This window comes from Exiguobacterium sp. s56 (assembly GCF_018618255.1).
GTDB lineage: Bacteria > Bacillota > Bacilli > Exiguobacteriales > Exiguobacteriaceae > Exiguobacterium > Exiguobacterium chiriqhucha.
In genome coordinates this window covers 38163-62294 of the sequence record NZ_JACSLR010000011.1, presented here as the reverse complement: position 1 = coordinate 62294, position 24132 = coordinate 38163, and the positions used below count along the sequence as shown (strand labels likewise).

At 51.6% G+C, this 24132-nt stretch carries 22 protein-coding genes, 1 riboswitch and 1 other annotated feature; of the genes, 8 read left to right on the top strand and 14 right to left on the bottom strand.

What is annotated here, in order from left to right; all coding sequences use genetic code 11:
* Positions 1-19: 19 nt before the first annotated feature.
* The 3 genes from KNP71_RS11135 to KNP71_RS11125 form a co-directional block, all read right to left on the bottom strand.
* Positions 20-796 (bottom strand): flagellar motor protein MotB, encoded by a 777-nt coding sequence (locus KNP71_RS11135; RefSeq protein ID WP_021068126.1) that lies wholly within the window; start codon positions 794-796, stop codon positions 20-22.
* Positions 774-1556 carry a flagellar motor stator protein MotA gene (gene motA, locus KNP71_RS11130; RefSeq protein WP_021068127.1) on the bottom strand — a complete coding sequence of 261 codons (783 nt, stop codon included), beginning with the start codon at positions 1554-1556 and terminating at the stop codon, positions 774-776. The genes KNP71_RS11135 and motA overlap by 23 nt, the downstream gene beginning before the upstream one ends.
* Before the next feature lie 87 nt (positions 1557-1643).
* A complete protein-coding gene (locus KNP71_RS11125) occupies positions 1644-1895 on the bottom strand; it encodes a hypothetical protein (RefSeq protein WP_233005246.1) in 252 nt (83 codons plus the stop codon).
* Positions 1896-2036: 141 nt separating this feature from the next.
* On the opposite strand from KNP71_RS11125, the gene KNP71_RS11120 reads away from it, so the two are divergent.
* Positions 2037-3416 carry a TrkH family potassium uptake protein gene (locus KNP71_RS11120; RefSeq protein WP_058765479.1) on the top strand — a complete coding sequence of 460 codons (1380 nt, stop codon included), beginning with the start codon at positions 2037-2039 and terminating at the stop codon, positions 3414-3416.
* Between the two features lie 17 nt (positions 3417-3433).
* Here KNP71_RS11120 and KNP71_RS11115 read toward each other — a convergent pair whose 3' ends face one another.
* Both KNP71_RS11115 and KNP71_RS11110 read right to left on the bottom strand, forming a co-directional pair.
* Positions 3434-4504 carry an SDR family oxidoreductase gene (locus KNP71_RS11115; protein ID WP_214830714.1) on the bottom strand — a complete coding sequence of 357 codons (1071 nt, stop codon included), beginning with the start codon at positions 4502-4504 and terminating at the stop codon, positions 3434-3436.
* Positions 4501-6675 carry a PAS domain-containing sensor histidine kinase gene (locus tag KNP71_RS11110; RefSeq protein ID WP_214830712.1) on the bottom strand — a complete coding sequence of 725 codons (2175 nt, stop codon included), beginning with the start codon at positions 6673-6675 and terminating at the stop codon, positions 4501-4503. The genes KNP71_RS11115 and KNP71_RS11110 overlap by 4 nt, the downstream gene beginning before the upstream one ends.
* A 134-nt stretch (positions 6676-6809) precedes the next feature.
* Here KNP71_RS11110 and KNP71_RS11105 point away from each other — a divergent pair, with 134 nt between their 5' ends.
* Positions 6810-7295, top strand: coding sequence for a restriction endonuclease (locus KNP71_RS11105; protein ID WP_021068132.1), 486 nt, complete (start codon positions 6810-6812; stop codon positions 7293-7295).
* A gap of 217 nt (positions 7296-7512) precedes the next feature.
* Positions 7513-7992, top strand: a complete 480-nt coding sequence (locus tag KNP71_RS11100; RefSeq protein ID WP_021068133.1) for an LURP-one-related family protein — start codon at positions 7513-7515, stop codon at positions 7990-7992.
* A gap of 68 nt (positions 7993-8060) precedes the next feature.
* On the opposite strand, the gene KNP71_RS11095 is transcribed toward KNP71_RS11100, so the two are convergent.
* Entirely contained in the window at positions 8061-8684 is a 624-nt protein-coding gene (locus tag KNP71_RS11095; protein ID WP_029596252.1) for a DUF1836 domain-containing protein, read from the bottom strand.
* Positions 8685-8832: 148 nt separating this feature from the next.
* On the opposite strand from KNP71_RS11095, the gene KNP71_RS11090 reads away from it, so the two are divergent.
* On the top strand, positions 8833-9483 hold the full coding sequence (locus tag KNP71_RS11090; RefSeq protein ID WP_029596251.1) for a diacylglycerol/polyprenol kinase family protein: 651 nt from the start codon (positions 8833-8835) through the stop codon (positions 9481-9483).
* 155 nt (positions 9484-9638) lie between these two features.
* Positions 9639-10559: a UDP-N-acetylmuramate dehydrogenase gene (gene murB, locus KNP71_RS11085; protein ID WP_021068136.1), complete on the top strand. Its 921-nt coding sequence runs from the start codon at positions 9639-9641 to the stop codon at positions 10557-10559.
* Positions 10560-10652: 93 nt separating this feature from the next.
* On the opposite strand, the gene ald is transcribed toward murB, so the two are convergent.
* From ald to trhO, 4 genes are all read right to left on the bottom strand, one after another.
* Positions 10653-11783: an alanine dehydrogenase gene (gene ald, locus KNP71_RS11080; RefSeq protein ID WP_021068137.1), complete on the bottom strand. Its 1131-nt coding sequence runs from the start codon at positions 11781-11783 to the stop codon at positions 10653-10655.
* A 129-nt stretch (positions 11784-11912) separates the two neighbouring features.
* Positions 11913-13136: a PucR family transcriptional regulator gene (locus KNP71_RS11075; RefSeq protein WP_021068138.1), complete on the bottom strand. Its 1224-nt coding sequence runs from the start codon at positions 13134-13136 to the stop codon at positions 11913-11915.
* Between the two features lie 102 nt (positions 13137-13238).
* Positions 13239-13664 (bottom strand): divergent PAP2 family protein, encoded by a 426-nt coding sequence (locus KNP71_RS11070; protein ID WP_029596250.1) that lies wholly within the window; start codon positions 13662-13664, stop codon positions 13239-13241.
* Positions 13665-13780: 116 nt separating this feature from the next.
* The gene (gene trhO, locus KNP71_RS11065) at positions 13781-14722 is read right to left on the bottom strand and encodes an oxygen-dependent tRNA uridine(34) hydroxylase TrhO (protein WP_214830710.1); all 942 of its coding nucleotides are present in this window, start codon (positions 14720-14722) and stop codon (positions 13781-13783) included.
* Positions 14723-14947: 225 nt separating this feature from the next.
* On the opposite strand from trhO, the gene KNP71_RS11060 reads away from it, so the two are divergent.
* The gene (locus KNP71_RS11060) at positions 14948-15592 is read left to right on the top strand and encodes a TVP38/TMEM64 family protein (RefSeq protein ID WP_021068141.1); all 645 of its coding nucleotides are present in this window, start codon (positions 14948-14950) and stop codon (positions 15590-15592) included.
* A 27-nt stretch (positions 15593-15619) separates the two neighbouring features.
* Here KNP71_RS11060 and KNP71_RS11055 read toward each other — a convergent pair whose 3' ends face one another.
* Together KNP71_RS11055 and KNP71_RS11050 are read right to left on the bottom strand one after the other, a co-directional pair.
* The gene (locus tag KNP71_RS11055) at positions 15620-16921 is read right to left on the bottom strand and encodes a Na+/H+ antiporter NhaC family protein (RefSeq protein ID WP_034804307.1); all 1302 of its coding nucleotides are present in this window, start codon (positions 16919-16921) and stop codon (positions 15620-15622) included.
* Between the two features lie 52 nt (positions 16922-16973).
* A riboswitch (SAM riboswitch) is annotated at positions 16974-17069 on the bottom strand.
* A gap of 96 nt (positions 17070-17165) precedes the next feature.
* On the bottom strand, positions 17166-18845 hold the full coding sequence (locus KNP71_RS11050) for a GGDEF domain-containing protein (RefSeq protein ID WP_021068143.1): 1680 nt from the start codon (positions 18843-18845) through the stop codon (positions 17166-17168).
* Positions 18846-18999: 154 nt separating this feature from the next.
* Positions 19000-19212: a binding site (T-box leader), on the top strand.
* 52 nt (positions 19213-19264) lie between these two features.
* Between KNP71_RS11050 and argS the strand changes: the two genes are divergently transcribed.
* On the top strand, positions 19265-20947 hold the full coding sequence (gene argS / locus KNP71_RS11045; RefSeq protein ID WP_214830708.1) for an arginine--tRNA ligase: 1683 nt from the start codon (positions 19265-19267) through the stop codon (positions 20945-20947).
* Positions 20948-20985: 38 nt separating this feature from the next.
* On the opposite strand, the gene KNP71_RS11040 is transcribed toward argS, so the two are convergent.
* Both KNP71_RS11040 and KNP71_RS11035 read right to left on the bottom strand, forming a co-directional pair.
* On the bottom strand, positions 20986-21564 hold the full coding sequence (locus tag KNP71_RS11040; protein WP_214715006.1) for a metallophosphoesterase family protein: 579 nt from the start codon (positions 21562-21564) through the stop codon (positions 20986-20988).
* Positions 21561-22052 carry a YajQ family cyclic di-GMP-binding protein gene (locus KNP71_RS11035; protein WP_021068146.1) on the bottom strand — a complete coding sequence of 164 codons (492 nt, stop codon included), beginning with the start codon at positions 22050-22052 and terminating at the stop codon, positions 21561-21563. The genes KNP71_RS11040 and KNP71_RS11035 overlap by 4 nt, the downstream gene beginning before the upstream one ends.
* Before the next feature lie 70 nt (positions 22053-22122).
* Here KNP71_RS11035 and pulA point away from each other — a divergent pair, with 70 nt between their 5' ends.
* Positions 22123-24117 (top strand): type I pullulanase, encoded by a 1995-nt coding sequence (gene pulA / locus KNP71_RS11030; RefSeq protein ID WP_214830706.1) that lies wholly within the window; start codon positions 22123-22125, stop codon positions 24115-24117.
* Positions 24118-24132 lie beyond the last annotated feature (15 nt).

Below are 24132 nucleotides of genomic sequence, written 5' to 3'. Positions count from 1 at the left end.
CTCAACAGAGTGGGATTTTTTATGGCAAGACGATTGTTTCGAGCATCTTCGGTGAGCCTTCTGATAAATCGACGAGTGGTTTAATCAACACTTCGACGCGGCGGTTTTTCGAGCGCCCTGCTTCGGTGTCGTTCGTCGCAATCGGTTTGTATTCTCCGTAACTGGCAAGCGTGAATTGTCCGGGATTCAAAGCATCGTTCGTCAACAGACCGCGCATGAAAGCCGTGGCCCGGGCCGAACTGAGTTCCCAGTTCGACGGGAACCGGGCCGTGTTGATCGGGATGTTATCGGTGTGACCCGATACGACAATCTCACGGTTACCGGCTTTTTCCAGGATACCGCTAATCGAGCCGGCCACCGTTCTAGCCTCGGCGTCAAGCGTCGCTTCCCCCATACTGAACAAGGCTCGGTCTTGAATCGTCAAAACGAGACCGCTCGAGTTGATGGTCGCTTCAATCTCTTGTTCGAGCCCGTTCTTTTTGATGTATTGATTGACCTCTTCTTTTAACTCATCCAGTTTGGCGAGCTCATATGTCCGAGGATTCGCCGTCGTATCTGTCTTGTTCGTACGGCTGATGTCACTGTTCGAGGCGGTCGAAGCTTGGAACACGCTCGTCCCGCCAGAGAACACTTGGTTAAAGGATTGAGACATTTTCTCGAGCTTCGTCTGGTCGATGTTACTCGAGGCGAACAAGACGATGAAGAGGGCGAGTAAGAGCGTCAATAAATCGGCGTACGGGATTAACCAACCTTCCGGGATATGTTCCTCATGATCATGCTTCTTTTTGCGCTTCATAGTCGGCTCGCTCCTTTGGAGACAAATACACAGACAATTTATCTTCTAACGTCTTCGGAGACTCCCCACTTTGAATCGAGAGAATCCCTTCAATCATCATCTCTTTGATGATGACCTCGCTCTTCGAATACTGCTTTAATTTATTGGCGAACGGGAACCAGAGGACGTATCCTGTGAAAATCCCGAACAACGTCGCGACGAACGCGGCTGAAATCGCGTGACCGAGCTTTTCGATATCAGACAAATCTTTTAGGGCCGCAATCAAACCGATAACGGCTCCAAGAACGCCGAGTGTCGGCGCGTACGTGCCGGCTTGTGTAAAGATGTCCGAGTTTGCTTTATGGCGTTGCTCCATGTTCTCGATATCGCGCGACATGACCTCGGCGATATATTCGGATGGTTGGCCGTCGATGACCATCATCATCCCTTGTTTCAAGAACGGCTCTTCAACTTGTTCGAGCGCTGTCTCAAGCGACAGGAGTCCTTCTTTACGCGCTTGCGTCGACAAGTCGACGAACTGTGTCAACAGCCCGGATTTACTTGGTAACTCCTGCTTTTTGAAGAGAATTCCGAACAACTTCGGTACGTTTTGCAGCTGTTCTTTGGAAACGGCGATACTGACCGCGGCCGCTGTCCCGACAAAAATAATGACGAGTGCTGCCGGGTTGATGAGCGGGGCAATCCCGGCTCCTTTCAATACCATCCCTCCGACGAGGGTGAGGAACCCAAGTATGAGTCCTACTAACGTGACGACATCCATGTCTATGTTTTCCACCTTTCTAAAAAAAATCAGGAGACAAAAAAAGCGAGAGACTTAACTCGTCTCCCGCAAATGCGTTCCCGATGGTTAAGCGCCGTTTTCGTCAATCAGCATTTGGATGCTGATATTTCGTTCTTCACGCTCTATATCGGTTAACACGTCGTATTTTTTTAATAATGCGTACAATTGATTCACAACTTCTTGATCAAGTGACCAATGTAGCAGTTCTTCGAGCTGGAAATAAAGATGGGCGGGCATGCATTGTGACTGACGCTCCAACCTTCGCGAGACATCCGTTAGCGAATGATCTACCGTACTAGGGTCCACGGTTTCATTCAACCTCCTCAACATTCATAAAGTCTATCTCTCATATTACCAAAAAATCTGGCAAACAGTTAGCGATACATTTTTCTAGTTGGCAATTTTATAAGTGAGGAGTAATATGAGCCTTAGAAAACTTGATTTGAAGGAGATAGCGAGATGCGACATCGATTGACCGTACGGGAATTGCGCATAAAACGAATTGAGGCGCTTTACCGGCTCGTGTTTGAAAAGCCGGCCCGTTTTATCGCGACAGGCTTTTTGCTCGCCATTTTTTTAGGGGCGACGTTACTCTATATGCCGTTCGCACAGACACAGCCCGTGTCCTGGATTGATTGTCTGTTTATCGCGACGTCGGCCGGAACGGTGACCGGATTATCGACAATTGATATTGGGACTTCCTTTAATACGTTCGGTGAGCTCGTCATCGTCGCCTTGATTCAAATCGGCGGTTTAGGTTTTATGACGGTCGCGCTCATGCTGCTTAGTGTGCTCGGAAAGAAAATCGGTTTAAAGCAGCGCATCTTGCTCCAAGAATCACTCAACTTGTCGGGACCCGGCGGCACGGTCCGTCTCGTCCGCAACATCGTCTTCACGACGCTCATCGTCCAGTTTCTCGGCATGTTGTTTTTGACGGTCGAACTGTACAGCACCGGTGAGTATCGCTTTGGTGAGGCGCTGTATTATGGCTTTTTCCACGCGGTCTCAGCGTTTAACAACGCCGGGTTCGCCCTATGGCCGGACAATTTGATGCAGTTCGAGCAGAATACGGCCATTGTGATCACGATTGCTGTGCTGCTCATGATTGGGGGTCTCGGCTTCACGACCATCGCGGATGCGACCGAGGTGAAACGTTGGAAGCGCCTCGCCCTCCATTCGAAAATCATGATTGCCTCGCTTGCCATCGTCAACGGGATTGCCTGGTTCTCGCTCATGTTGTTTGAGTGGGTATCGAATGAGGGCGGACTGTATGGCCGTCCGTTCGGAGAAGCGATGCACGTCACCTTCTTCCAGGCTGTGACGACACGGACCGCAGGCTTCAATACAATCGACCTCACGACGATGGCGCCGATCTCAATCGGGGTCGTCTTGATTCTCATGTATATCGGTGCTGGAGCCGCTTCCACTGGGTCTGGGATTAAAGTGACGACCGTAGCCGTCATCTTGGCCGATATGTGGGCGTTCATCGTCGGGAAAAAAGAGACGGTCATCCTCGAGCGGACGATTGACGCGTTCCAAATTAAAAAAGCGTACATCGTGGCTATTACGAGTTTCTTCTTCATCTTATTGATTACCGCACTGACTATCTTGACGAACGGTCATATTCCGGCGACAGCACTCTTGTTCGAGACAGTCTCGGCCTTCGGGACGGTCGGGTTATCACTCGGGATCACGGCGGAACTGAACGATGCAGGTAAGAGTTTTATCATGTTCATGATGTTACTCGGTCGTGTCGGTTCGTTGACGATCCTCTTCACGGTCGCACGCCAGATGGACCGGAAGATTCGCTATCCAAAAGAGAAGTTGCTAATCGGATGACACACAAAAAGCCCTAATTAGGGCTTTTTGTGTGTCTCGTAATAGGCAACGACTTTTGGCAGATAGTCCTTTAAATCCGGACAGACGATATCAGTGCCGCTGAGTGCGCGGAGCGTCTGTGTCGAATCGAAATGGACTTGATGCTTAAAGTAGGCGAGTAGCTCACGCGGAACGCCGTAACGTTCCGACAGATGTAGCGCCGAGAATCCGGTCTCCGCGACCGCATGCGGGATGGTCCCGCGTGGAGGGCGACCGAACATCTCTTCGTGAATCATACGGTACACTTCGCGGGCCCCGTGTGGAAACGGGTCGGTCAAATGAAACGTCCGCTTCAAACCGACCGGAGCGTGAGCGAGATAAGCGGTTGCCTCGACGACGTAATTATAAGGAACGAGGTTTACTTCGATATTCTGTCGTCCAATGTAAGGCAGCGGGGCAGCTTGACGAAGTTGGTCCATTAACTTTAAGACGAAATAGACCCCGTCAAACTTCTTCGTCTCGCCGGTCTCGCTATGGCCAATGACGATGCCCGGACGGATGATGGTCACCGGCATCGAGCCGAGCTCGCGCGAGACGATGGCCTCGGCCTCATACTTCGTCGCCTCGTAATGGTTTTTAAAACGAACGCGGTGCCATAACTCGTTCTCATAAACGGTCCCTTGACGGCGTCCAGACACATAGGCGGTGCTGAAGTAGACGTACCGCTTTAAATAGGGTGCCCGTTTCGCCAATGAGGTGATGTGTTTCGTCCCGAGCAAGTTGATGCGATATCCGACATCATAAGGGATGTTCAAATCGTAAGCGGCTGCCAAATGGAACACGTAATTCACTTCACGCTCGATGACGGAGCGCATGATTGGATCAAGCACGACTTCAGGTAGCGTGATATCGGCCTCGACGAGCACGAGCTGATCATCTCGTAACGACGTCGCTTCCAACAGCTCCTGTTTTAAAGCATGTGCGCCGGAACGTTCGGTCGGGAGGTGGAGTGCGTAAATCGTCCCGATCTGATTCGGCAATGACGCGAGGTGCGTGATCATCTTTCCGGCTAAAAAGCCGGGGAAACCGGTGAAAGCGTAATGGTTCATAGTGTCTCCTCCGCTAAGTCCAACGTGAACGTGAATGTCGAGCCAACGCCAACGCTCGATTCGACCTCGATACTTCCGCCATGCGATTCGATGATTTCCTTACAGATGGATAGCCCGAGACCCGTCCCGCCGATTTGGCGTGTATCCGAGTTGTCGACTCGATAAAACTTCTTGAACAGTTCTTCGAACGCATGCTCCGGAATCCCGATACCAAAGTCTTGAATCGAGACGTGGGCTTGATTTCGTTCTTTTCGCACCCGTACCTCGATTTCGTGATGGTTCGGCGAATACTTGATGGCGTTCGATAACAAGTTGATGATGACCTGCTCGATGCGGTCCTGATCGGCGACGAGGTGGAGCACTTCATCGGCATCATCAAAATGGATGGAGTGGTTGCTCGTCTCGCGGAAGCGTTCGACGACGTCACGGACGAGTTCGTTCAAAAGGAAATGGTCTTTCTTATACTCTTGATTGCCATCTTCCATGCGTTGAATGTCGAGAAAATCGTTTAACAGGTCGGTCAAACGCTTCGCTTCTTTCGCCATCGTCTTTAAGTAACGCTCGCGCTTCTCGGGATTCAAGTCGCGGGTAAGCATCAGCTCGATATATCCCGACAGTGACGAGAGCGGGGTGCGAAGTTCGTGTGAGACGGTGCTGACCAGTTCGTTTTTGATTTGGTCCATCCGCTCTTCCTCGGTCCGGTTGCGGAACACGAATAAGAAGCCGCTGTCCATTCCGATTTGGCGTTTTGTATCCATACCGGTTCCGTACATCTCGTAATACTGTTCATCCCGGTCGTTCGGTTGCGGGATGGAGAAACGCATCGACACTTCGCGGGCCGAGCCGTCGAGTAATAAGTCGATTTTTTTCAACATCTCGGTGCGGTCGCGCGTGCGGAACGTCGACAGGAGCGGGATCCGCTCTTGCATCTTGTTCGGGGCGATTCCTGGCAAATCGAGCAGGCGACGGGCGTGCACGTTCATGAACAGAACGCTGCCGTTCGATTCGGTCAAGACGAACGCTTCATTGGAGGCCTGTAAAATCGATTGGATGATATCTCGTTGCCGGGCGATGGCATTCTTCTCCCGCTCGAGCATCCGCTCAACTTTCTTCCGATCGCTAATGTCGCGCATGACGGCGACCCGGAGCGTCTGGCCTTGGAACGTCACTTCTTTTGGATACACTTCCATCTCGAGGAACGTCCCGTCCTCACGACGGCCGATGACCTCGTAAGGTGTCTGGATGTGGTTCCGGATCCGGCGCAACACGTCGGCCCGATAGCCTTCTGCGATAAATTCAATCGTTTGGCGACCGACCATCTGTTCGGCCGGGATTCGGAAAATCGATTCGGCCGCCTTGTTCGCATCTAAGATGGTCCCGCCCTCGTGAAACAGGACGGCTTCGATGACCGATTCGGCGAACATGCGATACCGTTGTTCTTTATGCAGCAACTCGCCTTTCAAGGCGATTTCAGGACTGACATCGAAGACGAAAAAGAAAAAGCCGATGACGCGAGCTTGTTCGTAGACCGGATGCATGAACAGTTTTCCAACGAAATGAGTCCGGTCTTTTCGTTGGAACTTCCATTCACGGTCGCCACGGTCTAGTGCCACACGCAGCATCTGTTCGAATGACAACAACCGCTCTGTCTCGTCTTGATAATGGGTCCGTTTCTCGCTCAGCTCGCGCGACTCGAATAGACCGAACGGGGTCATTTCGTAGAGTACTTCATGCGGCTCGTAACCGAACAGCTCGGTCGCCCCTTTATTGAAGCGATTGATTAACAGATTGGCATCGGTCATAACCATCGCCATGTCGAGTTCGGTGTGCATCATCGCTTCGAACGCGTTATGTTGGACGGTCACCCGCGTATCGAGCGGGAGAGGTTCAATCGATAAGATATAGACGTCACCGTTCGGGATGGCGTGGATGCGAATTGTCGGCATCTCGTACGTCCAAGGCAAGCCTTGCTCCATTCGTCTCGATAGCTCCATCGTAATCGGTGATTGGTTGACCATATGAAAGATGTTTGTTCTCGTTTGTAAGTCTTCAGGGAATTGCTCTAAAAACGGCCGGTTCGCTTGGACGATTGTCCCGTCCGTCATGATTAACGCTACACCGTAAGGCAAGGCGTGCAGCAATTCGTTTTGGAGATGTCCTCGGTTCTCCATTAACGATGATCCCTCCTTCTGTATGTCACACGGGTACATCTTCAATACATTCGACAGCTCCCCCTTTGTTTTCCTGCCTCCAAACGGTAAAGTGAAGACAAGAACAGATAGAGAGGACGATAGATGTGAAGGGAATGGGGCTCAGCTTGTTGATCGCCATCGGATTATGGTGGGGAGATGCGCCGATATGGAGTATCGTCGCGTGTTTAGGAATCGGCCTGCTCTGGCTCATTTGGCGCATGCGTCTGTCGACGATTCACCGCATCGATCGGATGGACGGTCGTGAATTTGAATTGTTTTTAGAAGAAGTGTTCACCGCACTCGGTTACACGGTGACGGTGACGCCGGCGTCGCGTGACTTCGGGGCGGACCTACTCCTTGAAGCGGAGGACGGATGGTCAATCGCAGTCCAAGCGAAACGTTATGAAAAAGCGGTCGGGCTTGAGGCAGTCCAACAAGTCGCAGCCTCCGTTCCATACTATGGGGTGAACGAAGGTTGGGTCGTGACGAACTCCTCTTATACCGATAGTGCATACGAATTGGCGGAGCCAAATCAAGTTCGTCTGATTGCAAGAACGGAGCTCGAAGAGATGTTGAAACAGGCCGGTTTCAAGCGATAATATCAGGCGTGTTCACAAGTTTGACAGAATGGCGGATTGTGTCGAAGAAAAAGGGGTTGTCTTTTTCACGAATAGGTGCAATAATCATCTTCGTCATATGAAATATGTAGTCGCTGAAACGAGAAAAAGCGACGCACAGTACCAATTTGGGGGTTTCATAGAAATACCAACCAAACACACACAAATCAACGGTTGGAACGTATTAGGAGGAAAAGCGGTGCGCAAATTAATTTATGTAAAAGGTTGCGTCTTTACGCAAGGCGAAGCGACCATTTATGACGAGACAAATGATGCGATCGGATCTGTTCACCGCGACGCGGAGGGCAGTGTTCAAGTGCACAACTTGTCAGGCCGTCAAATCGCTCACGGGAAGTATATCCCGAACTGTCAGAAGTGGGTCGTCATGAACCACGATGGACAAGCGATTGGTCAGTTGAAGGACAAATTCTCGTTATTCGGGAAAAAGTGTGAGTACAACGTCTACGAACGCGGTCTCTATACGATTCAATACGATGTCGAGCGTTACAAGTTCAGCGTTCGAGACAAAGCAGGTAAGCTTGTGGCGGAACTCCGCAAACAAGACGATGATTGCTTCTGCCTGACGAAAGAGGCCGACCAACTCTCGATGTTCGAGTTGTTGTCTGTCCTTAAAACGCTGACAGTCAAATCACGGATGCCAATTGCGGTATCGGTGTAATGAATATGACGAACACCAGTCACTGCGACTGGTGTTTTTTTCTAAAAAAAAGCCTCATTCGACGAAGGTCAAATGAAGCGGTTCAAATAATGTTTCGCCTCGATCTCGAGTGTCGTCACGCGATGGGCGTATAGACAGAGTTTGAGGACGTGCAAGATGTTCGGGTGGGTGACCCCCATCTTTTCGATCGAGCGCTTCGCACGCGTGTCGAGGAGCTCGATCGGGCTCGTCGACTTGGCGTACTCGGCGTAGAGGCGATAAAAGTCGATGGGCGAGATAAGGTCGTCCTCGTCGCGGTCAGGATTGTTGAAGATGAGTGCGAGGAGAGAACTCGTCTCTTCAAGTGAGAACAAGTGCTTCAAATCATCCAGCAAATAAATGATGGCCGCTTGTTGGAGCGAGTATTTCTTTCCGACCCGGGGAACCCCGATGATTTTACGGACTTCTCGCTTCGTCCAGTTCTGAATCGTGGTAGCGGATAAATGCTCTCCGGTCAACGTGTTCGCCAAAGCGACGATTTGATTGATTGACAGTCCGTTCTTTTCAATATGAAACAAGTGGATTTTACGAAGTTCTTTCGGGAAATGCTCGCGTACGTCCTCAGGGAAGAGTGAGATGGCCCGGTCAACGTCGCCAACCCGCATATAGTGAAGGCAATCAGCCAAAGTTTGAATCGAAATTGCGTCGCGCATACAGGCATCCTTTCTATAGCCGCCTTCGTTCGTTGGCTATACAGTCATTTGACCTCATTCTACCAAATGTTTGAAAAGGAAGCTAGGCTATCGCTTGATTAAGGTATAATGAAAACGTACAAAAAATGTAGATAAAGGTGGTTCAAAGATGAATGAATGGGTCAGTTCCATCCTGTCCATCGTCATTGTCCTGGTGTTTCTCGTCGGTCTTGAACAGATTGGCAAACGCCTCGGCTGGACGGATGAGACAATTCGTAAAAGTGTACATATCGCGGTCGGCCATTGGTCGCTGCTTGCAGTTTGGTTAATGGAAACTTGGTACGTCGCCGCCGTGCCGCTCGTCTTTTTCACGTTCGCGAACGCGTTCCTTCTTTATAAGAGTCCGTCACCGGTTCATCAGACGGAACGTAAATCGCTCGGCACCGTCTATTATCCGATCGCCTTGCTCGTCATCCTGTTCTTCTTCTTTGAATCAGAGCCGCTCGCCTTTTTGGCAGGATCGCTCGTCTTGGCGTGGGGCGATGGCCTGGCCGCGCTCATCGGTCGGAAGTACGGGACAGTGACCTATGATTTATACGGACAGAAGCGCTCGTTCCAAGGTAGCATGGCCATGTTCCTCAGCTCGTATGCCGTTCTCTTTTTATTATTTTTGTGGGATGATATTCCACTTTGGCAAGTGGTAACATATGGATTCATTATTTCAATCATTGCCACACTCACAGAAGCAATTTCGTATCGAGATTGGGATAACTTTACAATTCCTATCGTCGTTGCCGTTGCTACATCATTATTGTTATAAACCAATTCCTTCATTGTAAAGAAAACGTTGCTTGTCACCCCTGTCAAAGATTTGTATACTGTGTTTCGTACTGAAATCATTCAGTGACGTGCCTGCCTCTCTCTTGACGAACCGAGGCATGCTTTAAAATTGAACGTAAAGGATTGAGGCAACGCATGAGCTTTTTAAATCAACTACTCACTATCATTCCGGCCGATCGCGTGAAGCAAGATGAGCCGCTGTCGGCACACACGTATACAAAATTAGGTGGGCAGGCCGATTATTTCGTGGCCCCGCACACGTATGAAGAAGTTCAAGCCGTGCTTGAGCTCGCCCATCGCGAGAGCGTCCCATTCATGATTCTCGGGTTCGGGTCGAACTTGATTGTCCGTGACGGAGGCCTTCGTGGCATCGTCTTAAACTTGAACGAACTGAAAACGATTCGTCGAGACGGGAATCAACTGATTGCCCAAGCCGGTGCGGCCATCATCGACGTCTCACGTCAAGCGTTGACCGAAGAGTTATCTGGCTTAGAATTCGCCTGTGGCATCCCGGGAACGGTCGGGGGCGCGGTGTATATGAACGCAGGCGCCTACGGTGGAGAAACGAAAGACGTTATCACGAGTGCGGTCGTGTTGTCGCCTGAAGGGCAGCTCATGACACTTACGAAAGACGAACTCGATCTCGACTACCGGACGAGCCGGATTTCGAAAGACGGGTTGATTGTGCTCGAAGCGACGTTTGAACTCGAACCGCTCGGCTATGAAGCGATCAAAGACGTCATGGACGACTTGACGTACAAGCGCGAGTCGAAGCAACCGCTCGAGTACCCATCATGCGGTAGCGTCTTCAAACGACCACCGGGCTACTTCGCCGGCAAATTGATTCAAGACTGTGGCCTGCAAGGGAAGCGGATCGGTGGAGCGGAAGTCTCACTCAAACATGCCGGCTTCATCGTCAATATCGATGAAGCGACAGCGACTGAGTACATCTCGCTCATCCGACACGTCCAGGCGACGGTGAAGGAGAAGTTCGAGATTGAGCTTGAACCAGAAGTAAAAATCATCGGTGAGGACATCGCCGTCGAGAACGCATAAGCACGCAAACGCTCGAACCGATCGGTTCGAGCGTTTTTTTATAGAGTGCCGACATCAAAAAAGCCGCCAGCAACAATGCTGGCGGCTTTACGTTTACGCTTGTAGTTGCTTCGTGATGGCTTCGGCTGGAGCGACGAACGTGTAGCCAAGGTCGCGGGCGACGGCTTCATACGTGACCGTCCCGTCGATGACGTTCAATCCTTTAAGCAAGGCTGCGTTCTCGCGGAGTGCCGGGAAAATCCCTTTTTGTGCGCACTCGACGATATACGGCATCGTTGCGTTCGTCAAACCGAGTGTCGACGTGCGTGGGACAGCACCTGGCATGTTGGCGACGGCATAGTGTTGAACCCCGTAACGCTCGTACGTCGGCGCGTCATGCGTCGTGATATGGTCGATGGTTTCACAGATTCCGCCTTGGTCGATGGCGACATCGACGATGACCGAACCTGGTGACATCTGTTGGACCATTTCTTTCGTGACGAGCTTCGGTGCTTTCGCGCCTGGAATGAGGACGGCACCGATGACAAGGTCACTTTCAGCGACTTGTTTGGCGATATTGTAGCTGTTTGAGATGAGTGTGTTGATTGTGTTGCCGAACTGATCATCGATTTGGCGCAGGCGAGCCGGGCTGATGTCCATAATCGTGACGTTGGCACCAAGACCAATCGCGATGCGGGCGGCATTCATCCCGACGACACCGCCCCCGATGACGGTGACGTTCGCACGTGGTACGCCTGGCAGGCCAGACAAGAGAATCCCTTTTCCACCGTGCGGTTTTTCAAGGATTTGGGCGCCGATTTGAGCAGCCATCCGTCCGGCCACTTCGCTCATCGGTGTGAGGAGCGGCAATGTGCGGTCGATCTCGACCGTCTCATAGGCGATGGCCGTCACACCAGAATCGACGAGTGCTTTCGTAAGTTCTGGTTCGGCCGCCAAATGCAAATAAGTGAAGAGGGTCAAGTCAGGACGGAAATAACGATATTCCGATGGTTGCGGTTCCTTTACTTTCAACGCCAATTCCACGTTTCCCCAAACGTCCGCAGCGGTGTCGACGATGGTTGCCCCCGCATCGACATACTCCATATTTGTGAAGCCGCTACCGACGCCTGCTTCCGTCTCGACGAGGACCTCGTGTCCAAGTTCAGTTAATACGGCTGCACCCATCGGCGTCAAGGCGACGCGGTTTTCGTTGTTTTTAATCTCTTTCAATACCCCGATTTTCATGTAAAGTTCCCCTTTCTCTACTGACACAATTTGTTCACACCTCTAGTATAGACCCATCCGAAAACGCTGTCTTTAGCATGGATTCTAAAAGTGATAACGCCCACTTTGTGAAAAAACACAAAGTAGGCGTTAATCGTCTTGGCGGTATTGACCGGCCTTAATGGCGAGATAAACGGCGGCCCGTTCAGGGAGCGAGACTTGTGTGATGTTCGTCAGTTCTTCAATCCGCCGAATCCGGTAGAGCACGGTATTCGGATGGATGTGAAGATGAGCGGCGACACGCTTGACGTTCCCATCAAAATAGAAATACCATTCGAGCGTCGTGACGAGTTCGGTATGATGCGTGACGTCATACGCCTGTAGGCGCTCGATGGTCGGATGCGTCTCGAGACGAAGCCCGATGCGTCGGGCCAAATCGGGTACGAGCTGATAAATTCCGATCTGTTCGAACGTGCGCGATGTCGCAAGCTCATACGGGAACTTTCGACGAAGCGACGTGACGCGTCGTGCTTCTTCCATCGCCGCATAGAGCATGTCGCTCTCAAAAAAGCGTCGACTGATGCCAAGGCGCGGCTCCGCTTCAATGAACTTGTCTCGGAGCTGCGTTTCAAAGCGGTCGGCCCACTGCAAGAGCGCCGTTTCTTCCTCGGCCAAGTCCGATTTCATATAATGCCAGACGAGTAACTGCTGGCCATCGATTGCGTGCAGGACGACTTCAATCGCTTGCTGGGTCGCCAATACATAAAACAGTCGTTCCGCCAGTTGCGGGGTGACCGGCTGGGCACATTCAATCACGGTGAGGCGGCTGGCGACGGCAATCGGTGCGAGCTCATTCAAGCGGTCGCGGTGGGATGGCGATAAGACGGGAGTGGCCAGCACTTCTAAAAAGAAGCGTTCCAATTCGGCGTCGATGCGCCGTTCGTGCATCGCGATGGTCATCAACAATTTTTTGGCGATGTTTGCCCCTTCCTGTAGGACGGTGAGTTCCTGTTCTGAGAACGGCGTCGTTCGGGCCAGGCTCCAAATGTAACCGAGCACGTCACCTTGTTGCTTGATGACGACGGCCGCCCGCTCACCGAGACCGACGGCCATTCGGGCCGGGATGACGACCGGTTCGTCGCGGTCGATCACTTCTTGAAGGATTCCACTTTCCCATAAGTCCTCGATGACCGCTTCCGGGACACGGCGGCCGATAATCGTCGCGATTCGTGCCGGGTCCGTCGAGTCGGGGTGGGTGCTATAGGCCAGTAACTGATGGTGTCGATTCTCAATCGTGATGGGGGCCCGAATCGCTTGCCCGATTGCTTCGGCGAGCGTATCGAGCGACTCATAAGATTTCTGCAAAAAAGGCATGTCGATTCCTCCTCTCTTTCACTATACCGTCTCTGTTGTGAAAGTTCACAAAAAGATGGTGAGTTTTTAGAAGGGGGGAACGACATGCCTGCATCATTCACATTAAATTGGGAAAAACAGTCCGACCACGAGACCGAGTAAAGCCCCGACGATGACTTGGAACGGGGTATGACCGACCAGTTCATTTAAGATGGGTGTCTCGTGCTTGATTCCTTTGAAGTAGTCGTTCAACAAGCGGGCCTGGAATCCGACCGCCTGACGAACGCCGGTCGCATCGTACATGACGATCGTCGCAAAAATCAAGGCGAGCGCGAACATGCTGGAATCGAGCCCTTCGATTCGACCGATGACGGTCGCTAAGGCGACGACGGTCGAAGAGTGGGAACTTGGCATCCCACCCGAGGCAAACATGATTTCTAATTCAAAATCTCGTGTTTTAATGAGTTCGGTTACGAGCTTGGCTGCTTGTGCGATGAACCAAGCGAGCAAGGCGGCGAGTAAAGGTTCGTTAAAGAGCAATCGATTCACTTCCTGTCTGACAATGGTATCTACACTATACCCGATTCTGTCATCGGCTAGACGTAAAGTTTCTGTCAAAAAAGCACCCCGAGCATAGGCTCGAAGTGCTTTCTGGTCGATTTTTGTTACCCGACGACGCCTTCAGTCTGCTGAAGTTTGTCCGCGATATTCTCGATGATATAGCGGTTACGTGGATGCTCCTGGCACTCTTTCGAGCATGAACGCATTTGTTTCGGTTCACACTCTTCACAACAGAAGTGTTGGGCATTACACACCGGGTTGGCACAATTAACGTAGCGGACCGTCTTCGTTCCGCAGTGCATACACTCCGAAACAACGGACGGGTTGACCGTGTTGACCCGGACGTTGATGCGCTCGTCAAAGACGTAAAGCTCACCTTCCCAGTCTTCGCCTTTCGTGGCTTCGTCTTTGCCGTACATGGCGACGCCGCCTTTAAGGTGGAAAATGTTGTCGTGACCTTGGTCACGCATATATGCGGTAAATTTCTCGCAACGGACGCCTCCGGTACAGTACGTGAGTAACGTTTTCCCTTCGTAGAGGTCCTTGTTCTCTTCGAGCCAATCTGGCATGTAACGAGAAGCCTCTACATCGATTTTGATCGCGTTTTTAAAGTGACCAAGATCGTACTCGTAGTTGTTACGAACGTCGAGGATGACGACATCGTCGCGATTCATCATCTCTTTCCATTCTGCCGGTTCGAGGTATGCACCGTGCTGTTTAGGCACGTCGAACTCACCATCAAAGCGCCACGTCACAAGCTCTTTCTTATGACGAACAAAAATTTTCGAGAACGCATGCTCTTCGACTTCATCGATTTTGAACTCGATGTCGCTGAATAGCGGGTTCGCTTTCAAGTCGTTCATGTACTGCTCGGTCTGTTCCCAAGTCCCAGAGCACGTCCCGTTGATTCCTTCGGAAGAAATCAAAATGCGTCCTTTGATACCGAGGTCCTTGCAATACTTGAGGTGCTCTTGTGTGAGCGTTTCTGGGTCTTCGATATTGACGTACTTATAGTACAGCAAGACCCGCATTGGTTTTGTTTCCATGTGTGTTACTCCCCTGTGTTCAGTTTTTTGCAGGAAAACGAACGTTGGGTTGTGTCGTTCGACGAACGGACTTGCCTGCAACCACAAGTCCATATTATATGATAGATATCACAGCGGAATTTCGCAAATACTTTTTATTTTTTTACGGCGGTGGGCAGGGGGATGCGTCTTCCTGAGCGAAATCGGGTAAAAAGGGAATAACGAAAGTTGAAGGTGGAAACTGACATGCTGACATCACTCCAACAATATATTTTAAACTTGATTGAATGGCTACAAGGACTTCCGGGCGGACCTTGGGCAGGACTCGGGGCACCTTTCCTGGAAGCCATCTTTCCATTTCTCCCGCTCGTCCTCATTATCTCGGCGAACGCAGCAACGTACGGTTTTTGGCTCGGGACGTTATTGTCGTGGGTCGGAAGCTTGCTCGGGACGATTCTTGTGTTTGCAGCTGTTCGCTACGTCTTTCGAAAGCCGATGACGCGATGGCTCGAGAGGCATAAACAAGGCGTCTATTGGCTCGAACGCATCAATCATATGAGTCCGGTCTCGCTCGGGTTTCTCTACTCGCTCCCGTTCATTCCGGTCAGTTTGATTACGTATTTACTCGCCCTCATCCAAATGCCGCTCCGGACGTTCATTATGGCGGCCGGGTTTGGGAAGTTGCTCGTCGTCTTGATTTTCTCTGTCATCGGTGACCAGTGGGAAGAGTTTATTCAAAGCCCGTTCCGATTATCGATGCTCGTCCTGTTGCTGTTCGTTTTGTGGGTAATCAGCCGCGGACTCGAAGAACTGCTCAAACGGCGTGCCTTCAGAAAACGTAACGAGCAGCTGAAACGTGAACTTGAAGCGAAACGACAAACGACCTTGTGAAGCGACTGCTTCACAAGGTCGTTTTCGTTAAGCGCGTTTTTTGAAACGCGGGAAGTTAAAGGCGATGGCCAATCCTCCGCAAATGAACAACAAGAACGGATAGAACATATACGGCACGAGCGCCGGTGATGCCGTGTTCGTCAGTTCGGCCGCAATGAGAAGCTGTGCCCCGTAAGGCAACAGACCTTGGACCCCACACGAGAAGATATCGAGTACACTCGCAGACTTTTTACGTTCGATGTCATAATCGTCGGCGATGTTCGCGGCGAGCGGCCCAGCCACGAGAATCGAAATCGTGTTGTTCGCCGTCGCGACGTTTGTCGCACTGACGAGCCCGGCGATGCTCCACTCCGCGCCGGCCCGTCTTTTAATTCGGGACGTGAGCGCGTCACGCAAGTACGTGAGTCCGCCGTTATGCGAGATGAGTCCGACGAGCCCACCCATGAGCAATGTCAGGAGTGAAATCTCGGCCATGCCCATCATGCCGTCCGCCATGGCGGTGACGTACGTGGTGACGGCTAGACTGCCATCCAACAGACCGATGATGCCGGTCAGGGCGATGCCGCCGAGCAAGACAAGGATGACGTTCATTCCCGTCAAAGCGAGCACGATAACCGCCAGATACGGAATCAATTTATACCATTCAAACGCCGCCGGCTCGATGGTGGATTCTCCGCTCGATAGGACAGCGAGTAAAATCGTTGTGATGACGGCTGCCGGCAAGACGATCCAAAAGTTGGTGCGGAACTTGTCGCGCATGTTCGTCCGCTGGGTGCGGACGGCTGCGATCGTCGTGTCTGAAATGAACGACAAGTTATCTCCGAACATGGCACCCCCGACGACGGCTGCTGCCGCGATGGCGATATTGACGCCGCTTTCCTCATGGATGCCGAGAGCGATCGGAGCCAGTGCGGCAATCGTCCCGGTCGATGTACCCATCGCCATCGAGATGAAGGCTGCGATGACGAATAGGCCGCTCAATAGGAGCGAGGGCGGTAGTAACGTCAATGCCGCATTGACGGTCGCGTCAATCGCACCGATTGCTTCGGCGACGCTTGAAAACGCACCGGCGAGCAAGAAGATGAACACCATGATGAGGATGCTCGGGTTCCCGGCACCTTGGGCGACGCGTTCGACCGTCTGGGTGACGCTCCCTTTCGTCATCATCGCCGCGACGATGACGGCAATCAAGGCCGCAATCAAGACGGGGAATTTATAAAAGTCGTCATAGTAGATGCCTGCCCCGATAAAGAAGACGAGGAAGACGAGTAAGGGCAAGAGCGCCCATTTGTTAGCTGTTGGTTGTTCCAATCGATTCACCTCATTCATTAAAATAAAAAGAGAGCCTTCTGAAAAAAGGCTCTCTCTACAAGAAACACTTTTTTCATCTTTCGAGCAGACCGCTCGCTGGATTTGGCACAGGTTACCCGCTGCCGAGACGTCATCGGGCCAGTCCCTCAGTCTCTCTTGATAAAAAAGTTGTGATATTTAGTTATAAGACACGTTCCCTAACGTACCTGTTTCAAATCTGCTTGTCAATAGCAAACCCCCACGCGATGAACGTGGGGGCGAGTCAGGTCGTTAAGAAATTATAGTGGGCGACGCGGTTGCGACCGGCGTACTTCCCACCGACGTAGAGCGCGCGGTCAGCGTTACGAATCGTATCGTCAAGACGTTTGTCGCCGAACGACTGAATCGTATCGACACCGATTGAAGCGGTGACGGGTATATCGATTCCGTCGACGTGGAACGGTTTGTTCTCGATTTGTTGACGGATGCGCTCAGCAATCTCGACGGCGGCCTCAACATCACAACGGTTTAAGAGCAAGATGAACTCTTCACCACCGTAACGGGCGGCAAAGTCTTCGGTGCGGAGCACTTGACGAATGCGGCGACCGAATTCTTGGAGCACACTGTCTCCGACTTGGTGACCGTGCGTGTCGTTGATTTTTTTGAAGAAGTCGATATCGAGCATCGCGACGGAAATCGGATACATCGAGCCGTCCGAGATCTGTTGAATCCCGTATTCATAAAAAGCCCGTGCATTGGCAAGCAGCGTCAAGCTGTCCGTCCGGCTCTCGGTATAGAGGCGGTCGCGTTCATGACAACGACTGATCGTCCGATTGAACGACTTGAGCAGTTTGACAATCTCGCGTTGAATGATGGGCGGATAGCCATAGACGTGCTCGCCCGTCATCACAATCCACGTGCGGATTCCTTCGATTTCCTCGGAACGGACCGAGATGAAGCTATGATAGTCTTCATTAAATTCGTTCGACAGCGGGGCGTCCCATTCGAAGCGCATCTCGTACTCGACCGAGGCTTCGTTCGGATAGGTTGCATCGAGTAATTCAAAGACGACATGGCGATCGATCGGCTGGCGCGTCTTCAAATCAAAGTAAAGTGTGCGATCAAACAGTTTGAACTCGACGTACCCTTCATCGTACTCGTTGAGTCGCTCACATTGACTGAGGAACACTTCGATGGCTTGTGCCTCGCTTTGCGATAGCGATACGGCTTCTTTTGCTTCATCATATTGTTCAATCAACGATTTGAAGGCGTCTTGTCGACCTTTTTGAATGATGAGTCGCTTAATAAAGAACGTGAGTGCGGCGGCGATACTGCTGACGACGAGCAAGTTCGTCTCTCGGAAGAGCGAGGCCGCCAAAATGAAGACGAGACTGACGATATACGTGTAAAACGCGATACTTAAAAAGTCGCGGACCGGGATGTCGACGCGGAACCACCAGCCGACTTGATACTTTTGGACGACCGTGTTCAAAATGATGGCAATAATCAAACCGGCAAGCGGGAGGAACGAGTCTTGGGAATAGAATCCGAGACCGGTCACACCACCAAGTGCCAAGTAGACGCTGGCCGGGATGGCGATTTCCAAAAATGACGTGATGGCATTCCACGGATACGTAAAACGGAACCGTCGAAGCGCGACGCGCGGTTTCAAGTTGACGAACTGGAAGACGAGTAGTCCAATCTGATTGACGAACAGCGCTGTCTCAAAATCAAAGAATAGAAAAATAATTAAGACGATACTTTCTGAAAAGGTAAAGTAGACGCCTTTCCGTTCAATGGAGTCCATTTGAAAAATAATGACGAGCAACGCGATCAAGATGAACGGTAACGGCTCGATGGCCGGCATGTTCAATACGCCTGTAGCGAACAAGATGAGCGTCAAACCGAATAGCATACTCCAAATACTCCAACCAAGGACGGACATCTTGCGGAAATGGTTCATGGTTCCCTCCTATGTGGGAAAAATTCAATTATGTATGGTAGGAGATTCGGCACAATCACGCCTGAGTCCTGCCTATCCATCATAATGGCGGAATTCTAGCATTGAGTCTATATGAAATATCCTCTATAATGAAATTGCTTTTCAACCACATAGACGAAAGTCGATGAAAAAGAGAGTAACGATCGTTCCGTCAACAAAGCGACCTAGGGATTGGTGAGAGCCTAGGCTGACAAACATCGCGAAACGCACTTTTGAGATGCTATCCGAACTTGAGTAGGCGTAGCCGGGGGACCCCCGTTATCACCGATAAAGCGGTCTGCGTCAAGCAGGCAAGAAGAGTGGTACCGCGGGCCATCCCGTCTCTTTGCATCTGTGCAAAGGGCGTTTTTTTTATGAACAAATTATAAGGAGGAATTAGAATGAGTTATGAACGCAAATATGCGGAAGCCTTGTCCCGTGTCATCGGGGACGAGTTGACGCTCGACCAGATTGAAGCATTGATTGAAAAACCGAAACATGAGGCACACGGGGACCTTGCTTTCCCGTGTTTCCAACTTGCGAAAGCCTATCGTAAAGCACCGGTCATGATCGCGACGGATATCGCGAACGACTTGAACGACGAGTTGTTCACGAAAGTCGAGGCGGCCGGCCCATACGTGAACGTCTTCTTGAGCCGTGACGTCGTCTCACAAGAAATCATCAACACGGTGCTCGATGAACAAGCGGACTATGCGACGCATGCGACACGCAACGAGACAATCGTCACCGATTTCTCGTCACCGAACATCGCCAAACCGTTCTCGATGGGACACCTTCGTTCAACGGTGATCGGGAATGCCATCAACCAAATCGCCCGTAAAAATGGTTATGACGTCGTCGGTATCAACCACCTCGGGGATTGGGGCACACAGTTCGGTAAACTGATGGTCGCCTATAAAAAATGGGGCGACGAGGAAGCGGTCCGGGCACATCCGATTGCTGAGCTCTTGAAGCTTTACGTCCATTTCCACGAAGAAGCGAAGACGCAACCGGAACTTGAGGATGAAGGCCGTGCGTGGTTCAAGAAACTTGAAGACGGCAACGAGGAAGCGACAGAGCTTTGGACGTGGTTCCGCGAAGAATCACTCAAAGAGTTCCAAAAAGTATATGACCTCCTCGGTGTCGAATTCGACAGCTTTAACGGGGAAGCGTTCTATAACGACAAGATGGAACGCGTCGTCGCCATGCTCGAAGAGAAAAACCTTCTCGTCGAAAGTGAAGGGGCGATGGTCGTCTCACTCGAGGACGAGAACTTGCCACCATGCTTGATCAAAAAGAAAGACGGCGCGACGCTTTATGCGACACGCGACTTGGCAGCTGCCGTCTATCGTCATGAGACGTACAACTTCGTCCAGGCGAACTACGTCGTCGGCGGCGAGCAGGCGCTTCACTTCAAACAACTGTTCTCAGTGTTGCGCAAGCTCGGCTATGACTTCGTAGATGGCATGCATCACGTGCCGTTCGGCTTGATTTTGCAAGAAGGGAAGAAGATGTCGACACGTAAAGGTCGCATCGTCTTGCTCGAGGAAGTGCTCAAAGAAGCAATCGAGAAAGCACAGGCGAACATCGCTCAGAAGAACCCGGAACTTGCGAACGCGGACGACGTGGCACGCATGGTCGGTGTCGGCGCGGTCATCTTCCACGATTTGAAGAATGAACGCATCAACAACATCGAGTTCGACCTCGATAGCATGCTGAAATTCGAAGGCGAGACGGGCCCGTACGTGCAGTACACGAACGCGCGTGCGAACTCGCTCCTTCGTAAAGGCAACTATGACGGCTCGACGTTCACTGGCGCAAACGACGACCACACGTGGGGCGTCGTGACGATGCTCAACGCGTTCCCGCACGTCATCACACGTGCCCACGAACGTCGCGAACCATCGATCATTAGCCGTTACGTTCTCGATTTGGCGCAAGCGTTCAACAAGTATTACGGCCATGTCCGTGTACTCGAAGAAGATGCAGGCAAACAATCACGTCTCGCCCTCGTCAAAGCGGTGACGATCGTATTGACGGAAGGACTCCGTTTGATCGGTGTTCAAGCTCCAGAAGAAATGTAAGGACGACAAAAGGGACCCGTTTCGTGGGGTCCCTTCTCTTATGCTTTCATCCGCGTTACCGTCCGAGCTTTCGTGTCATACAGACACCACTCCCGGTCGAAGATGACGGCGCCGACGTTGATGACGTAACGTTTTTTCTTTAGGACGAACGGCTGTCCGATTTCCCAGGGAATCGAGCGACCTTTCCGGTAAATCCCCGGAATATGGCTGTGTCCGATAAAGACGAGCGGATACTTCCCTTTCTCGACAAGCGGTTCCCAGTCCGGACTCCATTTCACTTGGTGTCCATGCAAGAATAGCGCCTCATCGAGCGTCGTCTGCTCCGGTAATAAGGCGATTCGTGTCTTGACCGGATGCGAGACCACGAGCACTTCGTCAATCCGCTCTTCTTGATTGCCGCGCAGGCTAGGGAAGGTGAGGAGCGCCTCGTAGTCAGGGTCGTACGTCACGACATCGGACACTTCATGGAAGCGCTCATTGCGCCGTTTCTTACCGATATGACACTCGTACAGATCGCCGAGGCAAAGGATGTGCTCCGTCTCGCGGCGGACCGACTCGAGCACGGCTTTCAAATCATCAAACGAACCATGTGGGTCACTGATGATGGCGAGTTTCATCGGTAGTTTGTGAATTGGGCATCGACGGACAATTCGAGCTCACGGACGAGCTGCATAACGGCTTGAAGGTCATCGCGCGACTTGGCTGTCACACGGATTTGATCGTCTTGAATTTGTGACTTCACTTTCAGTTTTGATTCTTTGATGGCGTTGTTAATTTTTTTCGCATCGTCTTTATCGATGCCGCTCTTCAATTTGACGCGTTGACGCACTGTGCCGCCGAGCGCACGTTCCACTTTTTGATAATCAAGGTTTTTCGTCGGGACGCCACGTTTAATCAATTTCGTGATCATGACGTCTTTCAATTGCTCGAGCTTATAGTCGTCATCTGAGACGAGGACGAGGTCGCCGTTATCAAGTGACATCTCACTTTTCGAACCTTTAAAGTCGTAACGGTTCAAAATTTCTTTCTCGGCGATTTGAATCGCGTTCTTCACTTCTTCGAGGTTCATTTCTGACACAATATCAAAAGAATTGTCTTTTGCCATGTTTCATCCATCCTTTACAAGGGTTTTGTTATAATGATAGCAGATTTGAAGTAGTGAAGGAGTGAAAGAGATGGAACATACTATCGATCAACAGACAAATGTAGATTTAGACCATATGGCATATCACGGCAAAGACCTCGGGGTGACGTTTAAAAGTGACCTCATCCGGTTGCGGGTCTGGTCACCGGTTGCCGAAGAGATGACGGTAAAACTATACCGGACACCGCGAGCGCGGAAGTTCGAACGGTTGTCGTTAGAACGGGCCGAGAAAGGGACGTGGGTCATCGAACTCGATCGTGCTTTGTTCGAAGGTCAGTTTTATGTGTTCGAGGCGGTCGTAGCTGGGAAGCGTATCGAATCGCTCGACCCGTATGCAAAAGTCGTCGGGGTCAATGGGAAGCGCGGGTGTCTGCTCGACCCATCTACGCTCAACCCAGACCATTGGGTTAAAGAACGTCCGCTCTTCCACTCGTCACAAGAAGCGGTCATCTATGAAGCGCACGTCCGTGATTTGACGAGTCATCCGGGCAGCGGTGTCATGCATCGCGGGAAATTCCTCGGGTTGACCGAAGTCGGAACGAAGACACCGACGGGTTATCCGACAGGGCTCGACTATATTACCGGCCTCGGCGTCACGCATCTCCAACTCATGCCGTTCTTCGATTACGGTTCAGTGAATGAGTCACGCGAGAGTGAGGCGAATTATAATTGGGGCTATGACCCGGTCCATTATTTTGCCGTCGAAGGCTCATATGCTTCCTCAGCGGATGATCCGGCCGCTCGCATCATCGAGTTGAAAGCGATGATTCAAGCACTTCACGATCGTGGCATCCGTGTCATCATGGACGTCGTGTTCAACCATACGTATGATGCATTGACGACGCCGCTCGGACAGTTCGTACCGGACTACTATTACCGCTTGAACGAGGACGGTACGCTCGCCGACGGTTCGGCGTGCGGGAACGATACGGCGTCCGAACGGGCGATGATGCGCAAATTGATCGTCGAATGTGTGTCGTATTGGGCGAAAGAGTTCATGATTGATGGCTTCCGCTTCGATTTGATGGGACTCCATGACGTCAAGACGATGAACCAGGTCCGCAAGGCGCTCGATCGCGTCGACCCATCGATTCTCGTGACCGGAGAAGGCTGGGATCTCGACACACCGCTTCCGGTCCGTAAAAAAGCGAACCAACATAACGCCCATAAGATGCCGCGCATCGCCCAGTTCAACGACGCGATTCGCGACGGTGTCCGTGGTGATGTGTTCATCGAAGACTTGCCAGGTTGGATCAGCGGCAACGCGGATATGACGGCGGACGTCAAACGTGGGATTGCCGGTGCAGTCACGAGCCAAAGCTTTGCTGACGAACCGAACCAAGTCGTGAACTATGTCGAGTGCCATGACAACTTGACGCTTTGGGACAAACTGGCCGTTACGAATCCGGACGACGATGAGACGACACGCCGCCGCCGGCATCGTCTCGCGACATCGATTGTGTTGCTCAGTCAAGGCATCCCGTTCCTGCATAGCGGTCAAGAGTTCTTCCGCACAAAAGACGGGGACGAGAACAGCTTCAATTCGGGGGAGGTCGTCAACCGTTTGGATTGGACGCGGGCCGAGCAAGAGACGCCGAGCGTCGAATATGTGAAGGGCTTGATCAGCCTGCGCAAACAATATCCGTTGTTTCGTCTTGAGAACGCGGAACAGATTCGTAAACATTTACGTTTCTTCGATGAAGACGAGGGCGTCATCGCCTTTGAACTGAGTCGCCACGTCGAAGGTTACGTCGAACGCCATCTCGTATACCATAACGGACTCGAAGAAGCGGTCGAGGTGAAACTCCCGTCCGGCAAGTTCGAGGTCCATGTCGAAGATCACACCGTCAATTTGACGGCACCACGTCTCCTCGAGGAGCGGCATGTCACGGTCGCGCCGTTATCGACACTCGTCGTGACGGAACGCCGTCCGGATTACAGCAAATATGCGGTCGCCGGTGGAGCTGCCTTGGCTATCCTCGGTCTCTGGTATGTTGCGAAAAAACGGAAACCGAAACAAAAGTAAGCGCGAAAAAAGGAG